General features: G+C 62.8%; 15 protein-coding genes. 1 reads left to right on the forward strand and 14 read right to left on the reverse strand.

Going from position 1 to position 16,389, the window contains the following annotated elements:
- Positions 1-65: 65 nt before the first annotated feature.
- From hybE to WCB02_RS33875, 11 genes are all read right to left on the reverse strand, one after another.
- Entirely contained in the window at positions 66-551 is a 486-nt protein-coding gene (hybE, locus tag WCB02_RS33825; protein WP_423965342.1) for a [NiFe]-hydrogenase assembly chaperone HybE, read from the reverse strand.
- 25 nt (positions 552-576) lie between these two features.
- On the reverse strand, positions 577-792 hold the full coding sequence (locus WCB02_RS33830; protein WP_423965345.1) for a rubredoxin: 216 nt from the start codon (positions 790-792) through the stop codon (positions 577-579).
- On the reverse strand, positions 789-1,661 hold the full coding sequence (locus WCB02_RS33835; RefSeq protein ID WP_423965348.1) for a hydrogenase expression/formation C-terminal domain-containing protein: 873 nt from the start codon (positions 1,659-1,661) through the stop codon (positions 789-791). Before WCB02_RS33835 ends, WCB02_RS33830 begins: the two co-directional genes overlap by 4 nt.
- On the reverse strand, positions 1,658-2,104 hold the full coding sequence (locus WCB02_RS33840) for a hydrogenase accessory protein (protein ID WP_423965350.1): 447 nt from the start codon (positions 2,102-2,104) through the stop codon (positions 1,658-1,660). Before WCB02_RS33840 ends, WCB02_RS33835 begins: the two co-directional genes overlap by 4 nt.
- A 234-nt stretch (positions 2,105-2,338) precedes the next feature.
- Positions 2,339-2,635 (reverse strand): HypC/HybG/HupF family hydrogenase formation chaperone, encoded by a 297-nt coding sequence (hypC, locus tag WCB02_RS33845; RefSeq protein WP_423965352.1) that lies wholly within the window; start codon positions 2,633-2,635, stop codon positions 2,339-2,341.
- An 11-nt stretch (positions 2,636-2,646) separates the two neighbouring features.
- Complete coding sequence (locus tag WCB02_RS33850; RefSeq protein ID WP_423965354.1) at positions 2,647-3,243, reverse strand: HyaD/HybD family hydrogenase maturation endopeptidase; 597 nt, start codon at positions 3,241-3,243, stop codon at positions 2,647-2,649.
- A gap of 5 nt (positions 3,244-3,248) precedes the next feature.
- Complete coding sequence (gene cybH / locus WCB02_RS33855; RefSeq protein ID WP_423965357.1) at positions 3,249-3,995, reverse strand: Ni/Fe-hydrogenase, b-type cytochrome subunit; 747 nt, start codon at positions 3,993-3,995, stop codon at positions 3,249-3,251.
- Positions 3,979-5,769: a nickel-dependent hydrogenase large subunit gene (locus WCB02_RS33860; protein ID WP_423965359.1), complete on the reverse strand. Its 1,791-nt coding sequence runs from the start codon at positions 5,767-5,769 to the stop codon at positions 3,979-3,981. The genes cybH and WCB02_RS33860 overlap by 17 nt, the downstream gene beginning before the upstream one ends.
- Positions 5,770-5,787: 18 nt before the next feature.
- Positions 5,788-6,879, reverse strand: a complete 1,092-nt coding sequence (locus WCB02_RS33865; protein WP_423965361.1) for a hydrogenase small subunit — start codon at positions 6,877-6,879, stop codon at positions 5,788-5,790.
- 230 nt (positions 6,880-7,109) lie between these two features.
- Complete coding sequence (locus tag WCB02_RS33870; protein WP_423965363.1) at positions 7,110-8,549, reverse strand: nickel-dependent hydrogenase large subunit; 1,440 nt, start codon at positions 8,547-8,549, stop codon at positions 7,110-7,112.
- On the reverse strand, positions 8,546-9,568 hold the full coding sequence (locus tag WCB02_RS33875) for a HupU protein (protein ID WP_423965365.1): 1,023 nt from the start codon (positions 9,566-9,568) through the stop codon (positions 8,546-8,548). The genes WCB02_RS33870 and WCB02_RS33875 overlap by 4 nt, the downstream gene beginning before the upstream one ends.
- A gap of 330 nt (positions 9,569-9,898) precedes the next feature.
- Here WCB02_RS33875 and WCB02_RS33880 point away from each other — a divergent pair, with 330 nt between their 5' ends.
- Positions 9,899-10,954, forward strand: a complete 1,056-nt coding sequence (locus WCB02_RS33880) for a HoxN/HupN/NixA family nickel/cobalt transporter (RefSeq protein ID WP_423965368.1) — start codon at positions 9,899-9,901, stop codon at positions 10,952-10,954.
- Between the two features lie 425 nt (positions 10,955-11,379).
- On the opposite strand, the gene WCB02_RS33885 is transcribed toward WCB02_RS33880, so the two are convergent.
- From WCB02_RS33885 to WCB02_RS33895, 3 genes are all read right to left on the reverse strand, one after another.
- Positions 11,380-13,395, reverse strand: coding sequence for a transketolase family protein (locus WCB02_RS33885; RefSeq protein WP_423965371.1), 2,016 nt, complete (start codon positions 13,393-13,395; stop codon positions 11,380-11,382).
- A 70-nt stretch (positions 13,396-13,465) separates the two neighbouring features.
- Positions 13,466-15,331, reverse strand: coding sequence for a TRAP transporter large permease subunit (locus WCB02_RS33890; protein ID WP_423965373.1), 1,866 nt, complete (start codon positions 15,329-15,331; stop codon positions 13,466-13,468).
- Positions 15,328-16,353, reverse strand: a complete 1,026-nt coding sequence (locus WCB02_RS33895; protein ID WP_423965375.1) for a TRAP transporter substrate-binding protein — start codon at positions 16,351-16,353, stop codon at positions 15,328-15,330. The genes WCB02_RS33890 and WCB02_RS33895 overlap by 4 nt, the downstream gene beginning before the upstream one ends.
- Positions 16,354-16,389 lie beyond the last annotated feature (36 nt).

The following is a 16,389-nucleotide window of genomic DNA, read 5'->3' on the forward strand; positions in this document are numbered from 1 at the left end:
AACGCCAACCACGCGGTCTGCCGCCAGGTCCAGCGTGATGTCGATGTCCGCGCCGGCCGATGTCTTCATGGCCGCGGCTCCGCCAGTTCGCCGCGCAGGAAGCGCCGTCGATCCACCGCCGCCGCCAGCTTTGTTGCAGGTCGTTCGGGCTCGGCCGGCGGCAACAGAATTTCCATCAACGCCGCCTCGGCGGTTGCCCTCGCCTGCTCCATCGTGCTGAATTCGAACATCGGCGAGAACAGCGAGCAGCTTGCGATCCGGCCAATACCATCGACATCGCCAACATTGAAATCGATCGCCCCGACCGGAAACGCATGGCTGATCGACGAACCCGGACTCCACGACGCCGGCGAGCCATCGAGCGGACGCAGGACCAGGTTCATGAACCAGGGCGTGATCAGGATTCCGCTAAGCGCCTCACCATCCGCCCTGAAGCCGACCGCCTCGACCGCGAGCGCGTCGTTGTAAACCGGAAGGTCACGCATCGACCGCTCACCGATGCGGCGATAGCAGTCTTCCAGCAGGCTTGCGAATTCGGCAGCTCGGTCCATGCTTGTTTCCGACATTATCCGGAGCTCAGTTTTCGCCTTCGACCATCATGAATTTGGTTTGCGCGGCGTCGCAGTTCGGACACGTCCAGTCCGCCGGCAGGGCGGCAAACGAGGTGCCGGGCGGAATTTGTGCCACCTGGTCGCCCAGCACGGGGTCGTAGACCGTCCAGCAGATGCCGCATTCCATGCGCGTCCGCTCGCCGATATCCTGACGAATGCCAAAGTTCTCAAACCCGCTCACGTGAAATAGGCCTCCCTGATTTCGATCAGACGCTCGGCGGAGTCTTCGAAGTCCTCGTCGGCCGCGATCGCCACTGTGGGCACTCCGCCGACCTCGAGCGTGTCGAGGATGATCGTGTCCATGGAATTGAAGAACTGCACCGACCAGACATTGCGGGTGCCGGTGGCGAGTACGCGGCAGGTCCCATAGCCGCGCGAGATCAGCTGGATCGGCCCGTTGCGCAGGGTCTCCTGCAGAAACGTCATGTCCACCGGACTCATCGGCAGCAGCGTAAAATTGATGATCTGCGAGCGCTCGCCGGGCCGATAGGCCTGCGCGCGCTCGCGGATTTCGGCGAGCACGGGCATCACATTCATCGCGCCTGCCGGCGGCGCGCCAAGGCTGAAGTCCGGCGCGGTCAAATCGCCGGCGGCGCGCACCACCAGTTCGGGGATCGCGGCGACCTCGACATATTCCTGCGGCGCCTCCCCCTCGATGCCATCCAGCCGGATGCGCCACAACCCGGCCAGCACGGATTCCTGAATCTGCGCCACCGATCCATCCGGCAGCGCAACCACGCCGCTGACTTCGCCCTCGCCGAACACGTCGGCGACCAGCTTGCGTTCCATCGCGGTGAAATTGTCGAGCCGGAAGGCCTGCGGGGCCGAGCCCACCCTCTGGCTGGCGAGAGCCGCGGTGAGTTGCTCCAGCAGCGTCATCGCGCGTGGACATTGCTCGGCCAACGCCGCGCCATCCAGCGAGGCCAGCGCCTTGATCGCGCCGGCGGCGCTCAGACTGGCATGGCGAACCTCAAGGCTTTCCGCGCCGATCGGGAACACATTGACCGCTTGCTCCGCGCCCTCGGGCGCAACCCAATATCCCAGCTTCATGACACTCCCCGGCTGCGATCCAGCCCTGAAATCGACTGGACGACCTTGGCGCTGTTTCCAACCTTGATGGCGCCGTCGAGCAGCGCCGTCACGCGGTCGATATAGACCGACCAGTCCTTGATCTTCGGAATGACGTCCATCACCTTGCCATCACGGCACAGCACCAGGCTTGGATAGACCTGGACGTTGAATCGGGGAGCCAATGCAAGTTCGGCCGGCTGGGCAATTACCGCGCCCTGAAGCCGTCCCTGGAACGCTTCGATCAGTTCGGGCAGGACAACGGCGACGTCGGCGGCTTCGGGCCAGCGCACAGGGTCACCTGCGAACAGCAGTACCGCCAGCGCGCCGGCGGCTTCGACGTCGGTCAGGAAATGATCTATCTGCGCAACGTCGACCGTCGGCAACCCGTGCCGACGAAAAGCTAGACCTTCTCGCGATGCCATCATTCCCTCCCAATCGGATTTGCGCTTTTGCCTGGAGAAACAGCAAGTCACATGCCAGTTCTGGCTATTGCGTAACCATCTCCAAGTGTCTGTTTAGATGGAATATTTTTTCGCCTGGAAGTTCCCCAGCTGCTGACGGCATAGCTGCCTTACAATACTGGTTAGCAACCTTACACCGACGCCTGTTTGATCTCCGACAAAGCCGCGGGCGCCGTCTCGCCCTGGCGACGGGCGCTATACCGGTCGGAGGTGCTCTGGCAATTCAGGTTCGCGATTGATCAGATCGGCGAACAGATGGTCGAAATCCTCGCCGTTGCAGGCGGCGGCCAGTCCGTCAACGGCATTGTCGATCTGGCCGGCTTCCTCAGCCCCGAGCAGCCGGATCGCGCTATCGATGAAAACCAGCACCTGCGCGCCGACCGGCGGTCGATCGAGCAGCAGAACTGAGACCAGACGGCGCTCGCTGCGCCGCTCGCATAGCGCAGAGACGCCATCGGTCTCGATGATCGTCATGGGCAGTCCAACACACATGAGACCCCGCCTTACCCAGTGACCGTACTTGGCATCTCGCGGCGCTCGTAGCGCGCAATATCGATGTCATTGCCGAGCAGACCTTCAGATTCGGCAATCGGTGTCGCGCGCGCGGCGACCGGTACGCCCCACTCGGCAAGAACCGTGCAGGCGGCCTCGATCGCAGGAATGATCTGATTTCGCACCACCTCGGTGAGTGGACCGCCCCAGTTCTCCAGATCCAGCGCCTGGCATCCGATCAGTGCCAGGCGCTCGGGATATTGGCCGAGCAGATCGGCCGCGCTCAGCACTTCCTGAAAGCCGGTCTGATGCAGGCTCATCTTCTTGACGCCGGTGAATTTTGGCACATCCTCGTCCCGCACCAGTTTCAGCGTACCAGGCTCGATGCCGTAGTCGATCGCGTCGAACACGATCAGGTAGTCAGCCTCCTGGACAAAATTGACGAGATAGAGACCCTGCGTGCCGCCATCGAGCAACGTGAGATTGTCCGGAACGGCGTAGCGGCGGTGGAACTCCTCTACCACCCTTACCCCAAAGCCCTCATCCGCCCACAGGATGTTTCCGATGCCGAGCACGAGGACCTTGGGAGAACTGCCTGCCGCGATCATGATGCTCAGGCCTCGTCGCGGAACTGGCGCTCGCCCGAGACCATCGAGGAGATGATGCTCTGCCGCGACATGATGTCCTCGCGAATCGCCGCGTAGACATGGACGATGACGAACGCGACCAGGGCCCACATGCCGAGGTGATGCCAGGTATGCACGTCCTGGCTGTTGGGCCAGATTGCGAAAACCCAGCCAAACAATGCGTGCTGCCAGCTATCGATGCCGGTGCCTTCCGAATACAGCGCGAAACCGGTGCAGATCATGAAGGCCACGAACAGGGTGAAGCCGGTGAACATCGCAATCTGAGCCAGCGGATTGTGACCGACATACATTTTCGGGTCGCGTTCCAGAAAAGCGTACCAACGCACCTCGTGCAGCACTTCTTTCCAGAACTGCTTGCGATGAACCGGAACGTAGAAGATCTGGCGGGCATGGTGATTGCCGATGAACGCCCAGAATATCCGCGCGAGAAAGAACACCGCAAGCACCTGTCCGGCGGCGAAATGGGTAAACCGAATGTACCCCATACCGAAATGATCGGAAGCTTCGCCGCCGACGGCGGGCAACGGCGAGGCGATCAGATAGCCGGTGACCATCAGCACGACGATTGCCAGCGCGTTGACCCAGTGGCAGATTCGCACCGGCGCTTCGTAGACGTAAACAGTCGTGCGTCCGACCGCGCGTTCGCCATGCGCATCGGCGGCGATGGCCTCCAGATCGGGGGCTGCCAATTCACCTTCAACGGACTTTAACATTGGCGAGCTCCTGACCGTCTGGGCTCATGACGTGCGTCGAGCACGCCAGGCAAGGATCGAACGAATGGATGGTCCGCAAGATCTCGAGCGGCTTCTCCGGATCAGCCATCGGGGTGTCCATCAGGGACGCCTCGAACGCGCCGATATTGCCGCTGGGATCGCGCGGCGACCCGTTCCAGGTAGTGGGAACGACGCACTGATAATTGTCGATCTTGGTGTCCTTGATCTTGATCCAGTGCGCCAGCGCGCCACGCGGGGCCTCGGTAAAGCCGTAACCCTTGGCTTCCTTCGGCCAGCTTTCCGGTTTCCACTTCTCGACATTGGCGGTCGATGAATCGCCGGCCTTGATGCGCGCGACCAGCTTGTCCTGGAAATGTCGCATCTGGTGACCGGCCCATTCACATTCCAATGCGCGCGCCGCGGTACGTCCCAGCGTCGAGAACAACGCGGTCAACGGCAGGTCCAGCGTCTTCAAAAGCCTGTCGGTCGGCTCCTTGAACTCCGGCCTGCCCTGCGCGTAGCCGACGATATAGCGCGCCAAGGGCCCGACCTCGACCGCATGGCCGCGCCATCGCGGCGCCTTGATCCAGGAATACTTGCCGCCCTCGTCAAGCTCCTTGATGTCGGTCTTGGTCCCTTTGGCGTTCGGGCCGAGCTGATAGTTCGGCTCGGTGACGCCGTCCCAGGGATGCAGTCCCCTGGATTCATCTGCATATTTGTACCACGAATGGGTGACGAATTCCTGGATCTGCTCGGGATCGCCATGATCGATCGGCAGCACCTCATTGAGATTACCGTTGACGATCACGCCGCGCGGCAGACTGAGATTTTTTGCCGAGTAGTCGTTGGCATTTTCCGGGATATCGCCATAGGCCATGACGCTCTTGCTGGACAGGCCGCCGCCGAACAGCCACTCCTTGTAGAACGAACCGATCGCCACCACGTCGGGCAGATACACCATCTCGGTGAACTCGATGCAGCGGTCGATGATCGAAGAGACGTGATTGAGCCGTTCCATGTTGATGGCGCCGACCGCGCCGGTGCCGTCGACATTGATCGCGCAAGGCACGCCGCCAACCAGCCAATTCGGGTGCGGATTCTTGCCGCCGTAGATGGTATGGACCTTGACGATGTCCTTCTGGAAATCCAGCGCCTCCAGATAGTGCGCCACCGCCATGAGGTTGGCCTCCGGCGGCAGTTTGTAGGCGGCGTGGCCCCAATAGCCGTTCTTGAACGGACCGAGCTGCCCCGACTCGACGAATTTGGTCAGCCGGGTCTGCAGATCCTTGAAGTACCCCGGCGATGACAGCGGCCAGCTCGAGATCGACTGCGCGAGCAGCGAGGTCGCCTTCGGGTCGGCCTTCAATGCCGACACCACGTCGACCCAGTCGAGCGCATGCAGATGATAAAAATGCACGATGTGGTCATGCACCTGCAGGCAGAGCTGCATGATGTTGCGGATCGAATTCGCGTTGTCGGGAATCATGATTCCGAGCGCGTTTTCGACCGCGCGGACCGAGGTCAGCGCGTGGGTGCCGGTGCAGACGCCGCATATCCGTTCGGTGAAGGCCCAGGCATCGCGCGGATCGCGGCCGCGCAGGATGGTTTCGATTCCGCGCCACATCGTGCCCGTCGAAACCGCGTTGCGAATGACATTGTCGGAATCGAGGTTGACCTCGACCCGCATATGGCCCTCGATCCGGGTCACCGGATCGACCACAATGCGCTTGCCGGAATTGTCGAGATTGAAGCCGTTGGGAGTCTGGATGCCCATGATTTTCGTTCCTTGAAACTACTGTTTCTGATCGGCGTTATCGCGCTTGCCGGCGATACGCTTGACGGCGGTCGCGGCCGCATGGGCAACGACGGCGGCGCCGACGGCGCCCGCGGCAACCATCCCGACCTGATCGGCATTTCTCTCGATGCCGAACTGCTTGATGGTGGTAAGCCGGTCGTAGAAACTGCCCTTGTCCCAGAAACCGTCCTCCGAGCAGCCGATGCAGCCGTGACCCGATTGGATCGGGAACGAAACGCCGCCGTTCCAGCGCACCGTCGAACAGGCGTTGTAGGTGGTGGGACCCTTGCAGCCCATCTTGTACAGGCATTGTCCCTTGCGGGCGGCCTCGTCGTCCCATTCCTCGACGAACTGCCCGGCGTCGAAATGCGGACGGCGATAGCATTTGTCGTGAATGCGCTGCGAGTAGAACATTTTCGGCCGGCACTGCCGGTCGAGCTCCGGGAGCTTGCCGAAGGTGGTAATGAAGGTCACCACGCCAGTCATGACCTCGGCGATCGGCGGGCAGCCGGGCACCTTGATGATCGGCTTGTTGTTGATCACCTTGTCGATCGGCGTCGCCTGGGTCGGATTCGGCTTCGCCGCCTGCACGCAGCCCCAGGAAGCGCAGGCGCCCCAGGCGATGATCGCCATGGCGTCCTCGGCCATCAGCTTGAGCTTCTCGACGAACGGCTTGCCGCCGTCGATGCAGAACATGCCGCCTTCGTTGAGCGGCGGATTGCCCTCGACCGCGAGAATGTACTGACCCTTATACTTGGCCCTGGTTTCCTCGAGGATGGCTTCGGCCTGATGACCAGCGGCCGCCATGATGGTGTCGTCGTAATCGAGCGAGATCATCGACAGCACCGCATCCTTCGCCAACGGATGCGCGGAACGAATGAAGCTTTCCGAGCAGCACGTGCATTCGAGGCCGTGCATCCAGATCACCGGCACGCGCGGCTTGGTTTCAAGCGCGTTGGCGATGCTGGTGGCCGCCAGCGGCCCGAGGCCCAGGCTGGTCGCGGTCAGGCTGCAGAACTTGTGAAAGCTGCGACGCGTGATGCCCTGCCGGCGAATCACGCTGTAAAATGTTTCCGTGCCGGCGCCCATGGCCCCTCTCTTTCGTTTCCTCAGCCGCCGCGGGTTTCGCACCGCAGTCGGTCATCCGGCAAGGCAACAGCAAGAAGCAGGCCAAGCCCCCGCAAGGCGCACGGAGCTACGAAGCTGCAGCAGTTTCAATGTGCGAGGCGAATTGGCGAGCTCGGCTGCATCGCAACATCGACGTCGCCATGCGGAAACTTGTTTTCAGACATGGTAAGCAACTAACCGGATGGGGCACCTCAATGCGCGGTGCAAACCATGCAGGGATCGAACGAGCGGACCACGTGCTGCACGGCGACCGAGCTCGCGCCTTCGTCTCCGACCCTGGTTCCGACCAGTGCCTGCTCCAGCGGACCGGGCGTTCCGTGCGTGTCACGCGGCGAAAAATTCCAGGTGGTGGGCGCGATGATCTGGTAGCGGGAAATCCTGCCGTTGCTCAGTTCAACCCAGTGGCCGAGACTGCCGCGGGCGGCCTCGACAAGTCCTGCGGCGCGGCCCTCGCCCTGCGATTTGACGTCGGCGCAGAACGGTTCATTGAGGCGCAACGACCGAACCCATTTTTCCATCACGACCGCCAGCTGCGCGGTCTCGATCAACCGGGCAATGACGCGGTTGCGGACGTTGCTGCCCGACCTGGTCACCAGTTCGCGCAGCAAGGGCCGGCCTGCCACGACCTGCCGCGCCAGCGCTCCCACCTCGACCGGCTTGCCGCCCAATCGGGGCGCTTTTGCCCAGCTATAGGCGCCGGCCTTATCCGGATTGGGGATGGTCGCACTCAGCGCCGGATCACCGGCGCCGTCCAGCATCCAGGCGTGCGAAACATCCTCGGCGATGTCGGCGGTCGACAGCACCGTCAGGCCCGCATCACCGGCAAAAACCCCGCGCGGCAACAACGCGCCCTGGTCGCCTTGATAGGCGCCGAAGCTCATCAACGGTCCCCTGCCCTGGCCGAGTTGCTCCAGCCCAAGCTCACCGGCGAGCGCGAGGAAACAGCAAAAGTCGCCGCCGCGCCCGTCGCGCCAGCGATCGAGCTGCGCGCTGGTTTCGATCGCGAGCACGGCTTCGAGCGAATCGGCAAAAACCGTCGTCTGCAGAAATGAGCGGAATCCGGCGACGATCGACAGGAGGCGAATCCGTTCGCCCAGATCGATCGCCCTCGTCGTACCACCCGGCTGAAACGCCAGGCTGTGCGGCCATTTTCCAGCGACGATGCCCATGATCTCCAGCAGGCGAGCGCGCGCTGGCAGAACTTCACGGCCGACCTTGCCGGTGACGGCGGCGAAGCGCTCGGCGATGGCCGCGTGCCAGGGCGCCGCAGCGTAGGCGCCGCGCGCGAAATCCGGCATGAAGAAGATGTAGAAGTGCGTCAGATGATCGGCGGCGTTTTCCGATGCGTGGGCGATGTTGGCTGCCAGCTCGCCGTTCGGCGCGGCCTCGATTCCGAGCGCACCGCGTAGCGCGGTCGCCGCCGCGATCGACTGCGACACCGAACAAATTCCGCAAATTCTCGGCGCCAGGGCCAGCGCATCGAGCGCCGGCCGGCCTTCGAGAATCTGCTCGAAGCCGCGATACAGCGGGACCGTGACTTCCGCCGTGGTGACAATGCCATCCGCGATGTCCAGCTTGACCTCGAGATCGCCTTCAACCCGATTGAAGGGGCCGATCGTGATCCGCGTCATGGCTTGGTCTTGCCGCCGCTGCGGCCCGGCGGAATAACGATGTGATCGGACGTGGCATTGGATCGCACGCGCTTCGGCGTGGCGGATTTCGACAAGGCGGACAGTGCCACGAACCACGCCTTCGGCATGTCCAGCGGCAATCCGATCGGAATGCCCGCAAGCTTGCCGGTCTCGAGGAAATTGCGCGACGACTCGAATCCGGGCGACGTGCAGGAAATGCAGGCATAGCCACCCTTGGTGCAGGATCCGCCGCCATTCCAGGAGCGCTGGTTGCAGTCGCCGACCGCCTGGGTGGCCTTGCAGCCCAGATGCTCCATCATGCAGCCGAGCTCCGACATTTTTTCGGCGCTGGCCTTGAATTCGTAGAACTCATTTCGCGAGCAGCCATGATGCGCGAGATGGTTGGCGATGAACTTCGGACGGCCATAGCCATCGAGATCGGTCGCAGCGAGATCGTTGGTGGCCAGCGCGACCAGGGTCTCCATGATCCAGCCGGGATGAGGTGCGCAGCCCGCGATGTTGATCACAGGCATGCCGCGCCGCGAACAGAACGAGGCGCCGAGTGCGCCGCCCTGCTCGGTGCCATCAAACTGCAATCCGGTGGCGTCGGTGGGGTTGATGCCGGCGGCCGGAACGCCGCCATAGGCGGCGCAACTTCCGACCGACACCACATAGCTCGCGACGGGGGCAAGTTCAGTGATCCATTGATAGATCGATCGCCCGGTGCCGGCGAACATGTTGAAGCGGCCGCTGCCGTTCGGCCCCCGCAGGACGGACCCCTCCAGGATCAGTGCATCGAGTGGAATATGCCCGGCCCGCACCTCCTCGAGAATGGCGGTGACTTCAGACCCCGTCGCCTCGCTCACTGAGGGATGCCAGATCAGCCGGATACCAAACGACTTCAGTTCCTCAAACCAGCCGGACTGTCCCGTTTCCAGCACCGCCATGGTGCAGCCGCCGCAACTCGCACCCTGCAACCAGAGAACGTTGAAGGCCGGCAATTGGGATGCCCGATTCATTGATAAAGCCCCATCGATTCCCCAACCGGCACGCCGGATCGACCGCGCGGCGAGCCAAGGCGCATAATGTAGTCCTCTTCTTACTGGCGGCGCAATCAGGTGAGCCTCGTCCGATGCAACGGCAGGGATGTGCCGGCGGCGACAGCCATTCAAGATCGCGGTGCGCGTTGCGCGCGCTTCAGAGATCGCCCGGGAACGCACAATTGACGCTGCGCGGGCTTTCTTCATATATTCATCTTCTCCCGCCGCCTCGCTAGGAGGCGCGATGAGATGCAAAACAATCAAAGAAACAGAAGAAAAGAAACAGAAGAAATGCCTGCCGAAGCCTTTATGACGTCGATTGCTTCTCCGCCGGTCGCGCGTCGGGCCGGGATCAGGTCATCCGTCACCGGTCTGTTCCTGGTCCTGACCGCCCTGAATATCGCGGCTTGGGCGTGGGCATTTGAGGCATCTCAAGGACGGCCGGCATTGCTGGGAACGGCGCTGCTGGCCTGGGTGTTCGGACTGCGCCACGCGGTCGATGCCGACCACATCGCGGCGATCGACAACACCGTACGCAAACTGATGCAGCAGGGCGAACGCCCGGTGACGACAGGCCTGTTCTTTTCGCTCGGGCACTCGACCGTGGTGTTCGCCGCCGTCGTCCTGCTCGCGGCGACCGCCGCCGCGCTGAAGGACGATCTCGTCACCTTCAAGAGCCATGGCGGCGCGGTCGGTGTTTTGATTTCGGCGGTCTTCCTGCTGTTGATTGCGGTCCTGAACCTGTTCATCCTTCACTCGGTCTGGCGATCGTTCCGAGCCGCGCGCAACGGCGTCCTGGATGGCGATGACGCCATGGAGTGGCACGCCGGTGGCGTGATCGGCCGAGTGTTTCGTCCGCTGTTTCGGGTCGTGACCAAGAGCTGGCACATGTATCCGATTGGGCTGCTGTTCGGCCTTGGCTTCGACACCGCGACCGAGATCGGACTCTTGAGCATTGCCGGCTCCGAGGCCGCCGGCGGCCTGTCGCCCTGGCACGCGCTGGTATTTCCGGCGCTGTTCACCGCCAGCATGGCGCTGGTTGACACCGCAGACAGCGCGCTGATGGTAGGTGCCTATGGTTGGGCGTTCGTCAATCCGGTCCGCAAGCTGTGGTACAATCTGACAATCACTGCTGTATCAGTCGTGGTTGCGCTGCTGATCGGCGGCATCGAGGCGATCGCGCTGATCTCGGAACAATTCGGATTGAACGGTGGCATATGGTCCTGGATCGGCCAGATCAACGACGATCTCGCCAATTTCGGATTTGTCGTCATCGGCATTTTTGTGGTCGCCTGGATCGTGTCAGCGACGATCTACTGGCTCAAAGGCTACGACCGAATCGCCGCGGCCGTGTCCGCCGGATAGTACCGAGAGCATTTCCGAACATGCCCGTGCGACTGCCCGCCTCGGCAAATGAAGACCGTTGGCGCGTCGCTGCCACCATGTTCCTTGGTAGGCCACCTCAAAAATCCCCCGATGTCGTCGACAAGCTGGTCTGCGAGCGATTGCGGCCGCGATCGCCATCAGCCGCAGCTTCGTCGCCGATGTCAATTCCGCGAGTCGTACGGACGCCTGTTGCTGGTTAAGATGTCGGCGCTGACGATTCTCTCGGCGAATTGATCGGGCTTCGTAGCGCCGAATTCGACTAACTTCGTGCGGAAATGCGAGCCGGCGAAAGGCTGATATCGGCCGGCATTGTATCACGGTCGAGAAATACGATGCGTGCGGAACCGGCGGCCTTCATGATCCAATTCTCCTGGAGGACTCAGCGACTTTGGTCGCGGGGCGCGTTAGAGGTTTGCCAGCGCAGCTGCAACGATCGCATCTGCGGTGATGTTGAAGTGTCGATAAAGTGCGTCGGCTGGACCTGAAGCGCCAAATCCGGTCATGCCGACGAAGGTGCCGTCATCGCCGAGCCAGCGCTCCCACCCGAATTTCATCGCGGCCTCTACTCCGACCCGGACGGTGCCGTCGCGCAAAACCGACGAGCGATAGTCCCTGTCCTGCGCCTCAAACAGCTCCCAGCACGGCAGCGATACGACTGCCGTCGGGATCCCTTTCGCTTGCAGGATGGATCGCGCGTCCACGGCCAATGCCACCTCGGAGCCAGTGGCGAGCAGCGTAACCCGCCGTTCACCATCGGCCTCCGCGAGGACGTAGGCGCCGCGTCGTGCGCGGTTTTCCAGGTTTGTATCAGATCTATGCTGTCGGAGCAGTTGGCGAGCGCACACGAGCGAGATCGGTCCCGTGGTATACTCCATCATGATTTCCCAACACTCGGCCATCTCGACGGCGTCGGCGGGTCGCATGACCAGCATGTTCGGCATCGCCCGCAGCGAGGCAAGAATTTCGACGGGCTGATGGGTAGGGCCGTTTTTGCCGATTGCGATCGAGTCGTGGCTGAAAATGAATTTGACCGGCAGGCCCATGAGCGCGGCCATCCGCATCGCCGGACGCTCGTAATCGGCGAACGCAAGATAGGTCACGGCCAACGGGATGACGCCGCCATGAGCGGCCATGCCATTGGCGAGCGAGCCCATCGCGTGTTCGCGTACGCCACAATGGACGTAGCGGCCGGCGGCAGCGCTGGCCGTGAAGGCCGCAAGCTGCCGCTTGTGGTTGGTCGGCGCTTCGAGATCCGCGCAACAGGTCATGATGTCCGGTACGACATCATACAGCGCGCTTGCCAGCTCGCCGGATGTCTCGATCGAATATGCGGGCTTGCTGCCCGCGATCGCACGTGCCTTGTAACGCGATGTGACGTCGCGCCACCCGTCGGGAAGGTGACCTTCAAAGGATCGTTCGAACGAAGATCGATCCGCGCTGTCCAGCGTCGCCAGCCGACGCTGCCACGATTCGTATTCGTTGCGCGAACGGCCTCCCGCATCGAGCCACGCCGCGGCAATGTCGTTTGGAACGGTGAAGGGCGTACCGGGCCAGCGCCGCGATTGCGCCATCTCGTCGCGATCGGCGGCGAACAGTTTACCGCTGTGCCCGCCGCGCTGGCCTTCAAGGCGGCGAATGCCTTTGGCGATCGTGGTACGGCACGCGATCAACGACGGGCGATCATCCCCTCTGGCCGCTGCGAGCGCCTCGCTGACCTCCTCGATATCGTGTCCGTCCACCTCGGCGACATGCCAGCCGGCAACGCGGAAGCGCTCGGCCACGTTCTCGGAGATGCTCAGCGAAGTCGCGCCGTCGTCGGTGATTTCGTTGTTGTCCCAGAGGAACACCAGATGACCGAGGTGCAGGTGCCCGGCGAGCGAAATGACCTCCTGACCCACCCCCTCCTGCAGGCATCCGTCGCCGACGAAGGCGTACGTCATGTGGTCGACGATTCCGGACCCGAAACGCGCCCGCAAATGCGCCTCCGCAATCGCCATTCCGAGAGCGTTCGCGATGCCTTGTCCGAGCGGTCCCGTCGTCGTCTCGATTCCGGCCGCAGGATCGTATTCGGGGTGCCCGGCGCAATGCGAGCCAAGCTCGCGGAAGGACTTCACCTCGGAGAGAGAGATCTTCTCATAACCGGTCAAATTGAGAAGGGCATAGAGCAGCATCGATCCGTGGCCGTTCGAGACGACGACACGGTCGCGGTCGGGCCACCGCGGATCCTTTGGATTATATTTCAGATGCCGCGTGAAAAGCGCAGTGGCGATCTCGGCCATGCCGAGCGGAACCCCCTGGTGGCCCTCCCCGGCGTTCAGGATCGCGTCGACGGCAAGGAAACGGATGGCGTCCGCCAGGCGTTGGACAACTGCGCCTGATGGAAGCGGTGGGTCGGAGGTGAGGGAGGCGTGAGCCGACATGAGCAAAACACCATCTTCATGCGGCCCGGTTGGGCCCGCGGCCGCAGCGATCAGATGCGCTTCCCGCGCATCACGGGAGAAAACCGGTAGAGATCCAGGGGACGAAGGCCACGACGAGCAGCCCGACAACCAACGCCGCGAGATAGCTCCAGATGCGCCTCATGCCGGCAGTCGGGTCGACCCGGCCGATCGAGCATGCGGCGTAGTAGCCGAGTCCGAAGGGCGGTGCGAACAGGCCGATGCCCATGGCGAGGATGACGACCATCGCATAGTGCACCTCGTGCACGCCGAGCTGCTTCGCCACCGGAAATAGCAGCGGACCGAACAGCACCATCGCGGGAATTCCCTCGAGCACACTGCCGAGCACGATGAAAAGCACGATGGAGCCGATCAGGAAGCCGTAGCGGCCGCCTGGCGCGTTCGCCAGGGCGGCTGCGAGCGTGTGCGAGAAGTTCGATTGCGTCAGGGCCCAGGACATGCACGTCGCGGCACCAATGATGAACAAGATGGTTCCCGAAAGCGCGGCGGTACCGACAAGGGCCGGATAGAATTCTCTCCAGTTGAACGAGCGGTAGACGAGAATTCCGATCACGATCGCATAGGCGATGCCGATCGTGGCCACCTCGGTCGCGGTCGCCACGCCCTCCATCACCGCGGCCCGGATGATGATGGGCAGCATCAGGGCCGGCGCGGCGATGAGGAAGGTGCGGCCGATCTCACGGGCACTCGTTGCTCCGCGTTCGACCGTTGTCCTTTCCGCCATCCGACGGCGCGCAATAATGGCCAGCGCCAGCGCCAGCACGATGCCGGGCATGATTCCGCCAGTGAACAATGCCGCGATCGAAACGCCGGTCACCGAGCCGATGATAATGAGCACGATCGACGGCGGGATGGTTTCCGCCATGGCGCCGGATGCCGCCAGCAGCGAGACGAGTTCGCCCTCGTGGATGCCGCGCTTCTTCATGTCGGGAAACAGAACCGGTGCGACCGCCGCCATGTCAGCGGTCTTGGCGCCGGAAATGCCCGAGACCAGCAGCATCGCGCCGAGCAGCACATAGGCGAGGCCGCCCTCGACATGCCCGACCAGGGCGGCGAGAAAATTCACCATCGCCGTCGACATCCGCGTCATCACGATCAGATATCCAAGCAGGATGAACAGCGGCACCGCCAGCAGGATCAGCGAGCTGACGCCTTCGTCGATGCGGCCGGGGATCACCTCGATTGGCGTGGTGGTGGTCAGCAGCAGATACGAGACGGTCGACAATCCGAAGCAGAAGGCAATCGGCACGCCTGCGAGCACTCCCAGCCCAAGCAGGACCGCGAAGAAGATGACGAGATTCCAGTTGCCGATCAGCTTGATCCACGGGCCAAGCGCGTAGAGCACGCCTGCCAGCGCCGCGATGACGGCGATAGCGAACAGGATATTGCGCCAGCCGCGATCGGCGCTGCGGACCAGGCTTGCCATCAGCATCAGCACGACGCCGACGGGCAGCGCGGCGGCACGGATGGCATCGTTGAGGCCGAGCGCTGGCGTATGAACGAAGGTCTGGTCTTCGGCGAAATTGTACGACGGAACCAGGATGAGCAGCAGGAACAGCGCCGGCGCCGCAGTGCCGGCCGTCTCCAGCGTGTCACGGAGCGAGCCCGAGCACATTCCGATCAGCGCGGTCATCCGCATGTGCTGTCCGCGCCGTTGCGCGATCGCTGCGCCGAGCATCGCCAGCCACAGGAACATGATCGAGGCAAGTTCATCCGACCATGTCAGTGGATGGTTGAAAACGAAGCGCGACACGACACCGGTCAGCAGAACAAGGACTTCGGCGACAACCACGACGGCCGCCAGCGGCTCCGTGGCCAGACCCAGCAACCGGTCGAGCGACCTCACCACGGCCGGTGAGGACCCGGCCAGCGCTCCTGCCTGCGGATGGGCGCTCATCCGAGCTTGCCCACCGTCTGCTCCAGCAGCGTCCAGCCCTTGTTGCCGAACTTCTCACGCCAGTCCTTGTAGAACGTCGTCTTGCCGAGCGTGCTCCGGAAGGAAGGCTTGTCGACCTCGACGAACTGCAGGCCCTTGGCCGAGAGGTCCTCGCGCAGCGATTTTGACAACGCTGCGATATCCGCACGCTCGGCGTCGGCCGCCGTGTTCAGCTCACGCGTCACGATTTCCTGCACGTCGGACGGCAGCCGCTGGAAGGACCGGCGGTTGCCGAGGATGATGTAGGCGTCCCAGACATGACTGGTGAGGCTGCAATATTTCTGGACCTCGTAGAGCTTCGCGGTCGCGATGATGGCGAGCGGGTTCTCCTGGCCCTCGACGACCTTGGTTTGCAGAGCGGAATAGACCTCGTTGAAGTTGATCGGGGTCGGCCCCGCGCCGAGCGCCTGGAACAGGCTGGTCAGGATCGGTGCCGCGGGCACGCGCATCTTGAAGCCCTTGAGATCGTCCGGCGTTTTGATCTCGCGCGTCGACGACGTGAGCTGGCGGAACCCGTTGTCCCAGGACTTGCCGACCTGAAGCACGCCGACATTCTCGATTTCGCCCTTGACGAACTTTCCGAGATCGCCGTCCATCGCCTTCCAGACCTCGTCGTACGAGGCAAAAGCGAAACCGGTGTTGACGATGCCGGCGCCCGGGACAAGCGTTGCGAGAACCGAGGAGGCGATGTTCAGGTAATCAACGGCGCCGTTGCGAATTTGACCAAGCAGGTCCGTGTCGGAGCCGAGCTGGTTGGCCGGAAACAGGTTTATTTCGACGCGTCCGCCAGTGGCTTCCTTGATGCGGCCGATAGCCTCGCCTGCCCGCTTGTTGACGGGATGCGACGGATCCTGGCCGGTTGCGAATTTGAGGGTGAACTCGGCGGCGCTTGCGCGGCGCGAGAGGATCGACACGAGCGGAGCGGATGCGCCGGCAGCCAGCACGGCGCGGCGGCTCAGGCCCGCCTTGGCTTCCTTGGTCATTTCATTCTCCCTATTTTTATGGTTAGTGACGTTTTC

The sequence above is a fragment of the Bradyrhizobium sp. genome, assembly GCF_049581145.1.
In the GTDB taxonomy this organism is placed as follows: domain Bacteria; phylum Pseudomonadota; class Alphaproteobacteria; order Rhizobiales; family Xanthobacteraceae; genus Bradyrhizobium.

Bases quoted from the DNA above. Each gene is read 5' to 3' on its own strand.
- hybE (WP_423965342.1), bottom strand. From the start codon at position 551: ATGGACCGAGCTGCCGAATTCGCAAGCCTGCTGGAAGACTGCTATCGC.
- WCB02_RS33835 (WP_423965348.1), bottom strand. From the start codon at position 1,661: ATGAAGCTGGGATATTGGGTTGCGCCCGAGGGCGCGGAGCAAGCGGTC.
- WCB02_RS33840 (WP_423965350.1), bottom strand. From the start codon at position 2,104: ATGGCATCGCGAGAAGGTCTAGCTTTTCGTCGGCACGGGTTGCCGACG.
- hypC (WP_423965352.1), bottom strand. From the start codon at position 2,635: ATGTGTGTTGGACTGCCCATGACGATCATCGAGACCGATGGCGTCTCT.
- WCB02_RS33850 (WP_423965354.1), bottom strand. From the start codon at position 3,243: ATGATCGCGGCAGGCAGTTCTCCCAAGGTCCTCGTGCTCGGCATCGGA.
- cybH (WP_423965357.1), bottom strand. From the start codon at position 3,995: ATGTTAAAGTCCGTTGAAGGTGAATTGGCAGCCCCCGATCTGGAGGCC.
- WCB02_RS33860 (WP_423965359.1), bottom strand. From the start codon at position 5,769: ATGGGCATCCAGACTCCCAACGGCTTCAATCTCGACAATTCCGGCAAG.
- WCB02_RS33865 (WP_423965361.1), bottom strand. From the start codon at position 6,879: ATGGGCGCCGGCACGGAAACATTTTACAGCGTGATTCGCCGGCAGGGC.
- WCB02_RS33870 (WP_423965363.1), bottom strand. From the start codon at position 8,549: ATGACGCGGATCACGATCGGCCCCTTCAATCGGGTTGAAGGCGATCTC.
- WCB02_RS33875 (WP_423965365.1), bottom strand. From the start codon at position 9,568: ATGAATCGGGCATCCCAATTGCCGGCCTTCAACGTTCTCTGGTTGCAG.
- WCB02_RS33880 (WP_423965368.1), top strand. From the start codon at position 9,899: ATGACGTCGATTGCTTCTCCGCCGGTCGCGCGTCGGGCCGGGATCAGG.
- WCB02_RS33885 (WP_423965371.1), bottom strand. From the start codon at position 13,395: ATGTCGGCTCACGCCTCCCTCACCTCCGACCCACCGCTTCCATCAGGC.
- WCB02_RS33890 (WP_423965373.1), bottom strand. From the start codon at position 15,331: ATGAGCGCCCATCCGCAGGCAGGAGCGCTGGCCGGGTCCTCACCGGCC.
- WCB02_RS33895 (WP_423965375.1), bottom strand. From the start codon at position 16,353: ATGACCAAGGAAGCCAAGGCGGGCCTGAGCCGCCGCGCCGTGCTGGCT.